Source organism: Methyloceanibacter sp. (assembly GCF_058506495.1).
On sequence record NZ_JBZMXT010000056.1, the window covers coordinates 1 to 13,802 of the forward strand.

Annotated in this window: 15 protein-coding genes; 1 reads left to right on the forward strand and 14 read right to left on the reverse strand. The window is 57.4% G+C overall.

From position 1 onward, the window contains the following. The 13 genes from AC33YF_RS09970 to AC33YF_RS10030 all read right to left on the reverse strand — a co-directional run. The coding region (locus AC33YF_RS09970) for a cation transporter (RefSeq protein ID WP_491777055.1) at nt 1-653 on the reverse strand (653 nt) is incomplete at its 3' end. Continuing rightward, nucleotides 650-1,153, reverse strand: coding sequence for a FixH family protein (locus AC33YF_RS09975; protein ID WP_491777056.1), 504 nt, complete (start codon nt 1,151-1,153; stop codon nt 650-652). The genes AC33YF_RS09975 and AC33YF_RS09970, both read right to left, overlap by 4 nt. After that, nucleotides 1,153-2,613: a cytochrome c oxidase accessory protein CcoG gene (gene ccoG / locus AC33YF_RS09980; protein ID WP_491777057.1), complete on the reverse strand. Its 1,461-nt coding sequence runs from the start codon at nt 2,611-2,613 to the stop codon at nt 1,153-1,155. The genes AC33YF_RS09975 and ccoG overlap by 1 nt, the downstream gene beginning before the upstream one ends. Before the next feature lie 27 nt (nt 2,614-2,640). Beyond that, entirely contained in the window at nt 2,641-3,507 is an 867-nt protein-coding gene (ccoP, locus tag AC33YF_RS09985) for a cytochrome-c oxidase, cbb3-type subunit III (protein ID WP_491777058.1), read from the reverse strand. A 3-nt stretch (nt 3,508-3,510) separates the two neighbouring features. After that, nucleotides 3,511-3,687 (reverse strand): cbb3-type cytochrome oxidase subunit 3, encoded by a 177-nt coding sequence (locus tag AC33YF_RS09990; RefSeq protein ID WP_491777059.1) that lies wholly within the window; start codon nt 3,685-3,687, stop codon nt 3,511-3,513. A 10-nt stretch (nt 3,688-3,697) separates the two neighbouring features. After that, a complete protein-coding gene (ccoO, locus tag AC33YF_RS09995; protein WP_491777060.1) occupies nt 3,698-4,432 on the reverse strand; it encodes a cytochrome-c oxidase, cbb3-type subunit II in 735 nt (244 codons plus the stop codon). Between the two features lie 10 nt (nt 4,433-4,442). After that, nucleotides 4,443-6,116 (reverse strand): cytochrome-c oxidase, cbb3-type subunit I, encoded by a 1,674-nt coding sequence (gene ccoN, locus AC33YF_RS10000; RefSeq protein WP_491777061.1) that lies wholly within the window; start codon nt 6,114-6,116, stop codon nt 4,443-4,445. A 204-nt stretch (nt 6,117-6,320) separates the two neighbouring features. Further along, nucleotides 6,321-6,674, reverse strand: a complete 354-nt coding sequence (locus AC33YF_RS10005) for a c-type cytochrome (RefSeq protein ID WP_491777062.1) — start codon at nt 6,672-6,674, stop codon at nt 6,321-6,323. Next, a complete protein-coding gene (locus AC33YF_RS10010; protein WP_491777063.1) occupies nt 6,671-7,351 on the reverse strand; it encodes a helix-turn-helix domain-containing protein in 681 nt (226 codons plus the stop codon). The genes AC33YF_RS10005 and AC33YF_RS10010 overlap by 4 nt, the downstream gene beginning before the upstream one ends. Nucleotides 7,352-7,457: 106 nt before the next feature. After that, nucleotides 7,458-7,859 carry a hypothetical protein gene (locus tag AC33YF_RS10015; protein WP_491777064.1) on the reverse strand — a complete coding sequence of 134 codons (402 nt, stop codon included), beginning with the start codon at nt 7,857-7,859 and terminating at the stop codon, nt 7,458-7,460. Nucleotides 7,860-7,993: 134 nt separating this feature from the next. After that, on the reverse strand, nt 7,994-8,620 hold the full coding sequence (gene fixJ, locus AC33YF_RS10020; RefSeq protein WP_491777065.1) for a response regulator FixJ: 627 nt from the start codon (nt 8,618-8,620) through the stop codon (nt 7,994-7,996). Further along, a complete protein-coding gene (locus AC33YF_RS10025) occupies nt 8,620-10,161 on the reverse strand; it encodes a PAS domain-containing sensor histidine kinase (protein WP_491777066.1) in 1,542 nt (513 codons plus the stop codon). Before AC33YF_RS10025 ends, fixJ begins: the two co-directional genes overlap by 1 nt. A 104-nt stretch (nt 10,162-10,265) precedes the next feature. After that, the gene (locus tag AC33YF_RS10030) at nt 10,266-10,619 is read right to left on the reverse strand and encodes a hypothetical protein (RefSeq protein ID WP_491777067.1); all 354 of its coding nucleotides are present in this window, start codon (nt 10,617-10,619) and stop codon (nt 10,266-10,268) included. Between the two features lie 508 nt (nt 10,620-11,127). On the opposite strand from AC33YF_RS10030, the gene AC33YF_RS10035 reads away from it, so the two are divergent. Next, nucleotides 11,128-12,687, forward strand: a complete 1,560-nt coding sequence (locus tag AC33YF_RS10035; protein ID WP_491777068.1) for an MFS transporter — start codon at nt 11,128-11,130, stop codon at nt 12,685-12,687. Nucleotides 12,688-12,733: 46 nt separating this feature from the next. On the opposite strand, the gene modC is transcribed toward AC33YF_RS10035, so the two are convergent. After that, nucleotides 12,734-13,802, reverse strand: a 1,069-nt coding sequence (gene modC, locus AC33YF_RS10040) for a molybdenum ABC transporter ATP-binding protein (RefSeq protein ID WP_491777069.1), incomplete at its 5' end; no start/stop codon positions are given.

Sequence of the window (13,802 nt, forward strand, 5' to 3'; positions counted from 1 at the left end):
AGCAGAAAGAATAGGAGCGTCACCGCTGCATCGAAATAGACTTGCTCGCTCGCCTGCATAGTTTGATAGACGCTCATGCCCGTGGCCAACGTGATCGCCAGCGAAATCGGCACGTCCATATTAAGTCGACGGCCTTTCAGAGCAGAGATGGCCGATACAAAGAAGGGTTCGCCGGCATAAAGAATCGTGGGCAACGCGATTAAAGCGGAAAGCCAGCGGAACATCTGCGCAAGCGCAGGGTCCATATCACCATGCTCACCAGACCATACGGCTATCGAGATGAGCATGATGTTCATGGCAGCGAAGCCGGCTACTGCCACGCGTCGGAGAAGGTATTTCTGTCGCTGATCTCCGCGATCTTGATTGGACGCTTCCAGCGGCGCCGCCTCGAAGCCAACCCGATCGAGCGCAGCGATGACGGCTGCTTCGTTGGCCTCAGTGGGATCGTAAGTAACGGTCAGGCGCTTGGCAGCCAGCGATGCTCGTGCAGTCGCCACCCCGGGGACACGCAGGGCCGCGCGTTCAACCGACCGCAAACAGCCGCCACAATGCATGTCCTCAACGGCAATCATCATGGCCGCGGGTGCAGCCGACTCAGTCTCTCGCGTGGAGGACTCCGAGCTCTCTAGTTGGGCGGTATGGGCGTCCGTCATGGACCGTCAGCGACGATCAACCGCTTCTTAAGGCGATAGATCGGAGAACCGCCCTCCGGCTTTGTCGTCTCAGCGGTCAGGATCCAGCTGCCGGGGTCAAGTGGCAGGTCAGATACATAGACGCCCTGCTGCCATTCGCGAAAGGTCACAGTCTGGTCTTCGTGACTGGCTGCAGGACGAGAAACCGTGCCCGAAAGCTTTAGCCCTGTCACAGGCGCTTTGGTGGAGTCAGTGAGACGCAAGGTCAGCCGCCCGGCGCTTCCGTCATAATCCGTTTGCGCTAACCACCCCAGAGCGGCCTGTTTTTCGGCCTCCGCAATTGTCTCGTTGTAGTTGAGTCCGCTGCGATAAGGGTTAGGCCGGTCACCGCCGCTGAATGTGGAAACCGCGTAGTAGACGAGGAAACCGTTCGCGACGAACATGATGCCAAAAAAGATCAAGAGGCCGATCAGCACATGGCGCCCGGTGACGCTGCGAGGGAGCGGTGTGGTGGCCATCATTATTTCGCCTCCTGCTTGGGCGGCCCCTGGAATTTTAAATCACGCCGTGTCGCCACGCCCGTCTCGGTGTCTATAACGACGAGCTGGAATGGCGTTGCCTGAGCAGGAAGCGCGCTTACGCCTTCCTTATCCAAGGCCACGTATAGCTTGACCGACTGCAACTGATCCGGCGGGACTGTGACAATGCCGCTCTCGTGGCCTACCATCCGCACCGTAGAGCCTGGCAGGCCCGTCACTTCGACCTTAAAGTCTCGCGGGATGTATTGCTTGTTTAGAAGCTTGACCTCGTATCCGTTGCGCACGCCTCCATCGGAGAGCCTGACAAATAGCGGGTTGCGATCGTGCAGAACGCTGACCCCAAAGTCCGAACGCGTTAGTAGCGCGACGAGCATAATGGCGCTGACAAGTACAATGGCGCCTGTGTAAAGGAGAACGCGGGGGCGCCATATCCGCAACGGCTGCGCATTCTCGGCACCAGCCTCGAGGTTTTGGAGCGTGTCGTAGGCGATTAGGCCTCGTGGCCTGCCCACTTTGTCCATAATCTCATCGCAGGCATCGATACAAAGCGCACACTGAATGCATTCGAGCTGCGCGCCGTCGCGGATATCGATACCCGTCGGGCACACAGCGATACATTGACGACAGTCGATGCAATCGCCTCGGCCCTCCCACGGCTCTCCCGCCTTATGCGGCCCATGGGGCTCGCCACGCCAAGCCCGGTAGGAAATCAACAGCGAGTCGCGATCGAACATCGCGCCCTGGATCCGCGGCCAAGGACACATATAGATACAGACCTGCTCGCGGGCGATACCGCCGAGCACATAGGTCGTCAGCGTAAACAGGCCGATAAAGAGGTAGGCGGTCGCCGGCGCGCTGAACGTGACGAGTTGCTTGGCGAGGGTCGGCGCATCGGCGAAGTAGAAAACCCAAGCACCGCCCGTAGCGACTGCGATTGCGAGCCATGTCAAATGCGTAGCACCCTTCTTCCAGATCGTTTCGAGCGACCAAGGGTGCTTGTCGAGCCGCAGACGCGCATTGCGATCGCCTTGCCAGAACCGTTCCACGGCGATCATCAGGTCGGTCCAAACAGTCTGAGGGCAGGTGTAGCCGCACCAAACGCGCCCGGCCACCGACGTGACGAGGAACAAAGCCAACGACGCGAGAACCAACAAGCCGGTTACATAGTAGAATTCCTGCGGCCAGATCTCTAAGAAGAAGAAGTAGAACCTGCGTGCAGGGAGATCCAGCAAAACGGCTTGGTCCGGCAGATACGGCCCGCGATCCCAACGTATCCACGGCAGCAGGTAGTAGATGCCGAGTGTAACCGCCATGACGACCCACTTGATCGTCCTGAAGCGGCCACGCGCCTCCTTTGGGTAGACTTTGACTCGGTCGGCATAGAGCTGCGTCCCCTCATCTGAGGGCGATGCGCCGCCGGTGCCCAGCTCGACATTTGCCATCTTCGTTCCAGATTATCACAGGACGTTCTATTGCCCACCACCTAGGGAGTGTACGTAGATCGCGAGCTTCTTGATCGTGGCCGGGTCGAGACGTTCCGAAAACGCAGGCATCATTCCTGCCCGGCTATAGGTGATCGTCTCGACAAGAGTATCTTTGTCTCCCCCGTACAACCAAAGCTCGTCCGTCAGGTTTGGCGCACCGAGCGCCTGGTTCCCTGCTCCGTCTGGACCATGGCAAGCCGCGCAATTAGTCGCGTAAAGCTCCTGACCGCGCGCTGCTGCTTCTGCATCTTCCTCGTTACCCGAAAGCGACATGACGTATTGGACGGTGTCCAAAATCTGCTCGCGGTTAAGAATTCCGAGCTCGCCGAAAGCCGGCATCATGCTCATCCGTGTCTGAGGATCATCAGACCGGATACCGTGAAGGATAGTTTGCTGAATTCCCTCCAGCGAGCCTCCCCAGATCCACGCATCGTCACGCAAGTTCGGGTAGCCTACGAAACCTTGAGCGCCGCGGCCGTGGCAGGGCGCGCAGTTGTCGCCAAATGCGGCCTCGCCGCCGGCAAGTGCGAAGCTGAGCAGCTCCGGATCGGCCTTGATGGTCTCGAAATCACCTTCGGCAATCTTCTCGCTGAAGGCAGCTGTCCCTTCCTTCGCGGCTGCGATATCTTTGTTGACCTGAGCACGCTGGCTATAGCCAAGGTAACCCTTGGTATATGACGACACGGTGGGCCAGGCGGGATAAACGATCCAATAGCCGATCGCCCAGATGACGCAGGCGTAGAAGGTGTATAGCCACCACTTTGGCAGCGGATTGTTCCATTCCTCAATGCCGTCCCACTCGTGACCAGTGGTTCTGACTTCTTCCGAGGGTTTGGGTTCCTTGTCGGCCATGGCTCAGCTGTCTTTCTGTTTATCCGCCTCTGGGTCGTCTTCCAAAGGTAGTTTCGCGGCCTCGTCGAAACGCTTCTTGTTCCCAGGCCAGAACGCGTACAGCACAACGCCGGCGAACAGCACGATGAAAAAGATGAGCGCTGCTACCTGACTGATCGAAGCGACTTGTTCGTATTCCATCGTCCGGTCCTCACCTCAGGTTGGGGCCAGCCTCGTCGAAGCTGGCGAAATCGACGAGTGTTCCTAGCATCTGCATGTAGGCGATAAGCGCATCTAGCTCAGTGATTTGATCCGGGTTTGCGTCGAATGGTCCAGTCTGCGCCTTAGGATATCGGGCGAGGAGCGCCTCTACATCTCCAGCCTCGTCTCCCGCCTGGGCTTCAAGATCAGCCTTGGCAGACTCGATCATCTCGTCCGTGTACGGCACGCCAACCGCCGCGTTAGCCTTCAATACGTCCTGAATGTCTTCGTAGTCCAACGGGCGTTCCGCTAGATATGGGTAGCCCGGCATGATCGACTCAGGCACGACAGAACGCGGATTGGCCATGTGCGCCCGATGCCACTCGTTCGAGTACTTTCCACCGACACGCGCCAAGTCAGGTCCAGTGCGCTTCGAACCCCACTGGAAAGGATGGTCGTACATACTTTCGGCGGCCAAGCTGTAATGGCCGTAGCGCTCTACCTCATCCCGCAAAGAACGGATCATTTGGCTATGGCAGACATAGCAGCCTTCACGGATGTAGATGTTACGACCTGTGAGTTCTAGCGGGGAGTAAGGCCGCATGCCCTGCACCTTCTCAACGGTCGATTTCAACCAGAACAGCGGCGCAATTTCGATCAGCCCTCCAATGCTCACCACGATCAAGACGCCGACCAGCATCAGCATCGGGCTTTTTTCTAGGACGTCGTGTTTTCCCCAGCTCATTGGCCCCTCCCTATTCCGCTGGCGCCGAGTATTCGCCAGGCCGGAACTCAGGAGCCGCAGCGACAGTTGGTTGATCAGTTGCATCGACGGGCTCATCACCGCGCGCCGTGCGCCACAGATTGTAAGCCATCAACAAAGAGCCAATAACGAAGAGCAGTCCGCCGATGGCCCGAATGATGTAGAAGGGATGCATCGCCTCGACAGTTTCCACGAAGGAATACTCAAGGAAGCCGAGGGAGTTGTAGGCCCGCCACATCAATCCTTGCAGGATACCGGACACCCACATGGACGTGATGTAGAGCACGATACCCAGCGTTGCGATCCAGAAATGCCACTCGACTAGTCGCTGCGAATAGAGCGCCTTGCGGTTCCATAGCCACGGCACGAGGCAATAGAGCGCGCCGAAGCTGATAAAGGCGACCCAGCCGAGAGCACCTGAATGCACATGACCGATGGTCCAGTCCGTATAGTGCGACAGTGAATTCACCGACTTTATGCTCATCAGGGGGCCTTCGAAGGTTGACATGCCGTAGAAGGCTACAGCCACGATCAGCATGCGGATCACCGGATCTGTTCGAAGCTTGTCCCAAGCGCCAGACAGCGTCATGAGACCGTTGATCATGCCACCCCATGACGGCATCCACAGGATTATCGAAAACGTCATACCAAGGGTCTGCGCCCAATCCGGTAGGGCGGTGTAATGCAGATGATGGGGACCCGCCCAGATATAGATGAAGATCAGCGACCAGAAGTGAACGACTGATAGCCGGTATGAGTAGACCGGACGCTCCGCCCGCTTTGGGACGAAATAGTACATCATGCCCAGGAAGCCGGCGGTCAGGAAGAAGCCTACCGCGTTGTGGCCGTACCACCACTGGGTCATCGCGTCTTGGACGCCGGAATACAGGATTACGCTCTTTGTGCCGAGCATCGACACCGGCACCGCCAAATTGTTGACGATGTGCAACATCGCAACGGTGACAATGAACGCTAAATAGAACCAGTTAGCGACATAGACATGTGGCTCTTTGCGTTTCGCCAATGTGGCAAGAAAGACGAGCAAATAAGCGACCCAAACGGCGGTCAGCCACAGATCGACGTACCACTCCGGCTCAGCGTATTCTTTGCTCTGGGTAACGCCGAGTATATAGCCGGTAGCTGCCAGCACGATGAAGAGCTGATAGCCCCAGAACACGAACCATGGTGACCATTTGCCTGCGAGGCGGGCGCGACAGGTCCGCTGCACAACGTAGAATGATGTGGCAATGAGCGCGTTACCGCCGAAGGCGAAGATGACCGCGGACGTATGAAGCGGCCGCAAACGACCGAAACTCGTCCACGGCAAGTCGAAGTTCAAAGCGGGAAAGGCGAGCTGCCAAGCGATGACATCGCCAACAATAAATCCCGCGATCCCCCAAAAGACGGTTGCGATAACACCGGCTCGGACAACACCGTCCGCGTAGCCGCTCGTATCGGCAGGCGCGCGCCCCTCGACGATTTGTGTGAGAATGTAAAGGAGTGCAAGGCCGGATGCGGCGAGCAAAAGACAGCCATGAAACTTCATGACTGGGTCGCCGCCGGCTATCGCAAGTACAAGACCAAGAATGACCAGAAACGCAGCAGCTCCGATAGCGAGAATATCCGAAAGCGCTTTCCACTCGTCTCGCTGCGTCGTCGTAGCCATGTCTCCAACCCCTCAATCTCAAGCCATAGCCGGTTGTTTTTCAACGGCACCAGGCACTGTAAGATCCTTTGCTGCCGCGGTTGCTTCCGCGGTTCTCGATTTTTTCCTTACACGCCGTCCACCATGGCGCTGCCTTGATTCAGCGCAAGCTTCGGAGATCCGGCTCGTTTTTCATCTTCTCGCGCAAACCCTGTGTTTGCCCCCCTACTCACTTCGCAAGCTCACGATGTAGGCCGCCAAGTCCTCTAGCTCATGTTTCGTCAGCGGAATCACGGGCATCGGGTGCTTGGGAATAACGATACGCGCCATGATTTCGCCCTCCGTGAGATTAGGCTTGTTCGCGATCTCGCGAAAACTTGGCACGTCGGCAACGGCTTTCGCCTGCTGGTCGGATACAAGATGACAGTTGCTACAGACACGTTCGCCCAAGGCCTTGCCGCGCTCAGCAGCTTTCACCGCAGGGTTTTCTGCGTGTGCGGATGCGTTGAAACCGAGAATGAGGGCACACGCCAGGAGCGTAAACGCGTTGTGCGAGGACAGATATCTGCGAAGACTCATGTTGCCATTGCCTTGAGCTTTGGCATGTCGAGCACCGAAATCTGCCGCGCCGATTCGAGCTTGATGATGCCAGCATCCTTCAGCTCGGCGAACATTCTCGATACGGTCTCAAGCGTCAGACCAAGATAGTCTGCGATATCGTGGCGCGGCATCGCCAGCTGCAGCGAGTGTTCGGAGCCTGTGCGGTGCGCCATCTCAATCAAAAATGCTGCGAGCCTCTCAAGTGCATTCTTCCGGCCCAGCAATAGCAGATGATCTTGGGTCTGCCTCAGACCAATCATGGTCCGGTTGAGCAGCTCGTGAACGAAGCCACTAGACGATGTATCGCTCACTAAGCTTTGCCATTTGAAGGCGAGAACCTTTACCGGCCCTATGGCCTCGGCAGAAACGTGGTGGATGTCGTCCACTTCAAAGCCGAACATGTCACCCGGCAGATGGAAAGCGCTGATCTGCCTCCGACCGTCCGTCAGCAACTTCGATACGCGAACAACGCCCGAGACAATCTTGTAAACGTATCCGGCGGCTTCCCCTTCTGCGAAAATTTCACTGTTTCGGCTAAAATTGAGCGGAACGCTGAACGTATGAAGATCGGCTTCCTCGCGCGACTGCGGCAGGATTTGAGCCGCAGGAGGCCGCTGCATTTGCGGCAGATCGAGAACGGGATGTGGCGTCAGCATGATAACCCCCGAAAGGTTAAATTGACTGACGTCAGAAATAGCGATGTTTGCGCGCACCCAAAATTCGGGCAGGTTCCCTAAGGGATTCTACGTAGCCGGCGTTGGACTACGAGGGCCCCGCCGAAGCGCTAGAAGGACCATACATTTCAATTACTTGCTGGATGGTCTCCAACATGACCCCGCCAAGGATCGGCTTTTCGAGGACTTTGGTGATGCCGTCGTTCCGCGCTTTGGCGAGTAGCCGCTCGGTCTTTTGGGAGACCATGAGGATGACCGGGACACCGGGACAGCGGGTGTGCTCCGTGTCACGAGTATCCGCGATCCGCGAAAAGACGTCTTGGTCCAACACCAAGCAGGTGCCGTGGAGACAGGGTGCCCGCAAGAGCGGCCGAATCGCGTATTCGTCGCAGAAACGTGTCTCATAGCCCTCTAGCTCCAGCGAAAACCGCAGGCTGTCGGCGAGCATCCCGTCTTGTACGGCAATCAGCACCGTGCCAGTCTGGCTCATTCTCTTCTTCCCCGAACATCGCCCCTCGCCCAGCGGACATCCCGCGCCGTCGTAACCAGTCTAAAGACTGCTTCGCGTGCGGCCTTGAGCCAAATCAATAGGAACTGAGCCTGAGTGCGACGTGTTCTGCGGCGTTAGTTGGACGCGTCAGCGCATGGTTGGACCTGAGCGAGAACGGCCATCCGCACTAATTCCGACAGGCTCTTGGCCTGCATCTTCGTCATAACGTTCGCGCGATACACTTCAACGGTTCGCGGACTTATTCCGCGAGCGGCAGCGATGACCTTGTTCGCCTGCCCGGCCACCAGCCCCTCAAGAACCTGACGCTCTCGCTCTGACAAGCTCGCAAGCCGGCTGAACACCTCCTGAATCTGGGCTTCGCCATCTCCGTCGATCTTCTTCAGCGCCGCTTCCACTGCCTTGAGCAGAACCTCGTCTTCAAATGGCTTCTCGATGAAATCAACCGCGCCCGCCTTCATTGCCTCAACGGCGAGCGGAATATCGCCATGGCCCGTGATGACAATGGCAGGCAAGTAGCGTGCTTTTGCCTTGATCTCAGCAAGCAGCTCGATGCCTGTCATGTCTGGCATGCGGACATCGGTAACGAGACATCCGTGTGCGGATGGATCAAGAAGATCCAGAAACGCTCTCGCGGACTCGTAGAGCCGAACCGAGAGACCCGCCGAGCCAAGCATAAAAGCCAACGAATTACGAACCGCCTCGTCGTCATCGACGATGTGTACGACGGGATTGTCCGACATTAATGCTTATCCTCATTTCGGAAAGGCTCAAGCGTGAACCTGAACACCGTACCGCCTTTGGGGTTTTGTTCGACCCACATATGTCCTCCGTGGGCCTCAACCAGACGCTTGGAGATCGACAAACCAACTCCCATGCCATTAGCCTTGGTCGTAATGAAGGGCTGAAACAGCTTCTCGGCAATCTGCTCAGAGATACCGGTGCCGGTATCGGCAACCGTAACCTGCACCATAGGCTCGCCTGTCTTAGTCATATCTGTGGAAGACTGTTCCGTTGAAACCAATAAGACTTTCGGATCACACCCTTCCATCGCCTCAATCGCATTCCGCATGAGGTTTAGCAGCACCTGTTGCACTTGAACTTTGATAACCATCACACGTGAGACGGAAGTGTCCAACTGAAAGCTCGGCGTTACACCTTCGTCTTTGGCATCAATCAGCGCTAATGCGCTCGTCTCTTCAACCAGGTCGTTGATGTTCTCCGGGTGGCGAATGGTTTCTTGGTCTGTCACAAAATCCCGAAGCTGGCGGATGATCTCGCCAGCGCGAAGCGTTTGCTGGGTTGTCGCCCCCAGCGCCTCGCGCACCATCGCGACCTTGTCGTCCTCGATCGATTCCAAAAGTCGGTTACACCCTTGCAGGTAGTTGGAGATGGCCGTCAGCGGCTGGTTGACTTCGTGTGCGAGAGTCGAGGCCATTTCGCCCATGGCCGTCAGGCGCGACAAGCGTGCCAATTCCGCTTGCAAATCCTGTAGCTGTTTTTCTGTTTTCTGGCGGTCCGTGAGATCTCGGATGAAGCCAGTGAAAAACCTTTGGTCGCCCGATCGCATCTCGGCGACTTCAAGCTTCATAGGGAACGTAGAGCGATCCTTGCGTTCTCCGGTAACGACCCGGTCGCGGCCGATAATGCGCCGCTGACCTGTCTGAAGATACCGCGAGATGTAGGCATCGTGCTCTTCGCGCATTGGCGAAGGCATGAGCATAGAAACATTCTTCCCGGTAACATCGACTTCCTTGCGTCCGAAGAGGCGCTCGGCCGCTGCACTAAACGAGTGGATTATGCCTGTCTCGTCGATGACCACGGTGGCATCGGGGACTGTGTCCAGGATCGATCGCAAATGGGCCTCGCGCGCACGAACCTCCTTGGCACTGCGGCGGCTGCGCAACCGAGTACGTTGAAGCAACTCGCCCAACCACGCGATCCCTATCCCGACACCTGCGAAGATGCCGAGCTCGGCCAAATCGGGAACGGCCTTGTCGCCATGCGGTATCAACGCATAGCCAATCGCCGCAGACAGGACTGTGGCGAGAAGGCCAGGACCGAAGCCTCCAAATCCGGCAGCGACGGCTAGGCCAGGAATGAAGATTAGGAACGACGCGCGTCCCTCAAGCCAAGGATAAAGCCCCCAGGCAAGGCAAGCCATGCCCACCACGGCCACCACAGCAACCGCGTAGTGAACTGCACTCGTTGAGGGGCTGAGTATCGAGCGCCGTAGCCGCTCGATTGCGCCCGGAGGCGACTTCTTCGCAAGGGGGCCGTGCATGAGTCAGACAATAGCACTTCCGCGCTATAGGCCTAGGTTGAGAAAGCAGTTCTGGGCCATTCGGCCTCTGTACACTCACCACTGCTCTGACCAGATCGTCTGCCCTAGTTGACTTTCTTTGCAGCGATGACTTTAGCCCCGTTATCCTTAATGGGAACGCCGGGACGAAATGCCGACTTGTCGTACCCGTCCCCGTTTGCGCTGAGCTTCGTCGTCCATCCGGTCGTCCATTTGATTACCGCACTCGCTCCATCCACAGACCATGAGCCATTTAGGACATGGCCTTCCTTTTCACCCCGCGCCATTCCATCTGCATCCAGCGTAATCGTGAAGGCGTTTCCTTTCGTGTCTTCCGTCAAAAACTTTCCGGCCCAATCATCCGCGTAGCTGCTGGCAACGCCCAGCACTAGCAGTAGCGCGGCTGTCAGCACCCCAAGAGCCCATCCGTTCTTCTTCATACTGTTTCCTCTCTTGAACTAGCGCGACTTGGCTCGTCTACGCCGGTCTACTTCGCGCTGGCTGACTTCTCCCGCCTGGACCAGCGCCCGAACACACGATTTGGACAGGACGTTACCATGACGGCGCATACAATTTCGCAGCGCGTTGGTCTCGAGACCAAACTCTCCACAGTACTTCTTGTAGTCCGCCCGACAATGCTTTCGTACAGCCTCACTGTAGGCGGAGGCGCGGGCATCGCCTAATCCCGATCCGCTCAACAGGAGCCCAGCAAACATCGCTGCAGCAAGATTTCTCACGTTGCGGTCACCTCTCTATCTACGCCGCAAGATCCCCGCTCGTCCTGTTCCATATTAGCAACTGCCCAAACAAGACCTTGACCGGAGTCAACGCTTAGCGAGGCCCAATTCAGCCGTCCACCAAACTTTCCCTGTATGGCAACTCGGCGAAAATCGTACGTAATGTTCCGCAGTCTGTGATAGACGAACGCCCAGCCGGGCGAAGGGATTCATGGCAGTAGAAAACCAGAAGGACGAGCAGAGGCCTGGTTTCTGGCTGGTCGTAATGGCAGCTTGTTCCGGCACGTTCGTCGTTGCTTACAATACGACGGCTGTTATGACCGCGCTTCCAGCGATCAAAGTCGATCTGGATCTAGACGTGGACACCCTACAATGGGTGATCAATCTCTACATGCTGTTTGGCGCCGCTACACTCGCGGCCATGGGCCATCTTGGCGATACATTCGGCATGACACGTATATTCTTGGCCGGTGTCGCAGTATTTGCGCTTGGCTCGATCGCGATCGCCCTCACCGACGAATCTGCATTGCTCCTATTGGGCCGTGCGCTTCAGGGGCTCGCTGTAGCATCCATTATGTCGGCCTCAGTCGCCCTCATAAACCGCGCGACGCCGCCCGAGAGCAGAGCGACTGCGCTCGGTATCTGGGCGGCCGCGCTGGCGCTCGGCTTCGCTTCTGGTCCGCTGATTGGCGGCATACTGACCGATAGCATCAGTTGGCGGGCCATCTTTGTTCTCGATCTTATCATCCTCTCCATCGCAACACTTCTTTGCGTTTGGGTGATCCGCGAGGGACTTTCACCTCCGGTCATTGAGGGAGGAAAGCGAAGCGACTTCCCGGGTATCGCGCTACTCTTCGTGGCGCTTGCGTCGTTCCTATATGCACTGTCTTGTGGACCTCTTTACGGCTGGACATCACCGCCAACAATCTCTCTCTTCGTGCTTACGCTTGTCGCAGGCGCTGGGTTTGTGACGCGAGAGCTTCATTTTCCGGATCCGCTCATTCGCCTAGGTTTTTTCCGTTACCGGAACTATGCAGCCGCGACAACGAGTATGATTCTCGCGGGCTTTACTCAGATTGGAATCCTGTTCTTCATAAACTCTTTTATTCAGTCCTCTGACGGCTTGAACTTCAGCGCATCACAAGCCGGTCTTGCCCTTTTACCCTTCACCGCGGTGATGTTTCTCATCTCCTTGGTCGCACCACACGTCATTCCGGAGAAGGCTTACGGCATTTGGGCGACTATTGGCATGGCCTGCCTTATGATCGGTTTCTGGCTCATGCGCGATGTCGATCACCAGACACCCTATGAGGAGATTTGGTGGCGATTGACATTCATTGGAGCTGGCGTTGGCCTGAACATGATGCTGCTGCCCCGTATTGGCTTAGGCGCGCTGCCGGAAGCTAATACGGGTCAAGGCTCAGGTGTGATCAATACCTGCCTCTATGCAGGCCTCGCCATCGGAACAGCGCTAGGCGCTGTTGTCGTCGCGCAAATTAAACAGCACGTTGTCGGTCCTTACATCGATCGCGTCGGTGCCTCGCTTCCTGATTCACAGGCTCTAAAGATTACGCTGGTCCACGGCTCTCAGAGCCAAGTCAGTAAGGCCTTGGCTGAGCTGCCGTCGACTGAATCTAAGAACGTGCAAGACGTCATGCTCAGAGCGTTCGATCACGGTTTTTCCGGCGTTATGTTTCTCATGGCTGCCGCAGCCGCGATAGGCATGGTTCTCTGCGCTTTGGTGATCCGGCGCCGCCAAGGCAATGGCTGATCCGCGGTCAGCCATCACAATAGAGTAGCCTTGAGGGTGCGTGGTGCTAGGTCCTTGCGAGCGCGACAGCCTTGATTTGTGCAATGACGGAATCGCCCGTCTGAAACTTAAGCTTATTCCAAGACAGGCGCGACACGCGGCTGAGGAGCAGCGCCCCCGCTTCATCGGTCCCTAGCCTCAGCCGGACGCTCACCTGTGCGTCGCCCACAGGTGCTACCGCATCGATACGAACCGGCAGCGCATTCAGAATCGTTGTGTCCTTGACGGCTTTGCGGCTGAGGCTCACGTCACTGGCCCCGATACGCAGACGGCGAACGGTGCCTGTTGGCCCCAGTTCGCCGGCAACGAGAAGCGTACCTCCCGGCACATCGACCTTTGCAAGGCCATAGTCGGGGTCATACTCCCTAACGACCCCGTCCAGGACCGCCGCGGGTTCCGACAAGCGGGCCAAGGGCAAGGCGGGGTCGACGAGCAAGTCCGCAATGGGCCCCGCGGCGCGCACCCTACCCCGGTCCATGAGGATGAGACTATCCGCCAAGCGCTCGATCTCACCGATGTCGTGGCTCACATAGAGCACCGGGATCGACAGCCGTCTGTGCAACCGTTCGAGATATGGCAAGATTTCCTCCCGACCCATGCGATCGAGGGCGGAAAGCGGCTCGTCCATCAGGAGCAGACGTGGCTGCGAAAGAAGGGCTCGACCGATGGCAACACGCTGACGCTCTCCACCGGAGAGATTCGCCGTCGGCCGATCAAAGAGCAACTCGATGCCAAGCAGGTCGACTACGTCATCGAAACCGATCGTCCGTTCACCACCTTTGGTACGCTTTTGTCCGAATTCTAGGTTGGCCCGAACGGACAGATGGGGAAATAGACTGGCTTCTTGAAACACATATCCAAGGGCTCGCCGATGAACCGGAACGAACACCCGCTCGTCCTGCCAGACGTCGCCGTCGATAACGAGCCTGCCCCGCGACAGCCGCGTAAGCCCTGCCACGCAGCGCAAGACCGTCGTCTTTCCGGAGCCTGAAGGCCCAAACAAGGCTATGACACCCTTGCTCGGCGCGTTGAATTCCGCGTCGATCTCAAAGCTGCCTTGCTGGCCTGAGAACCGC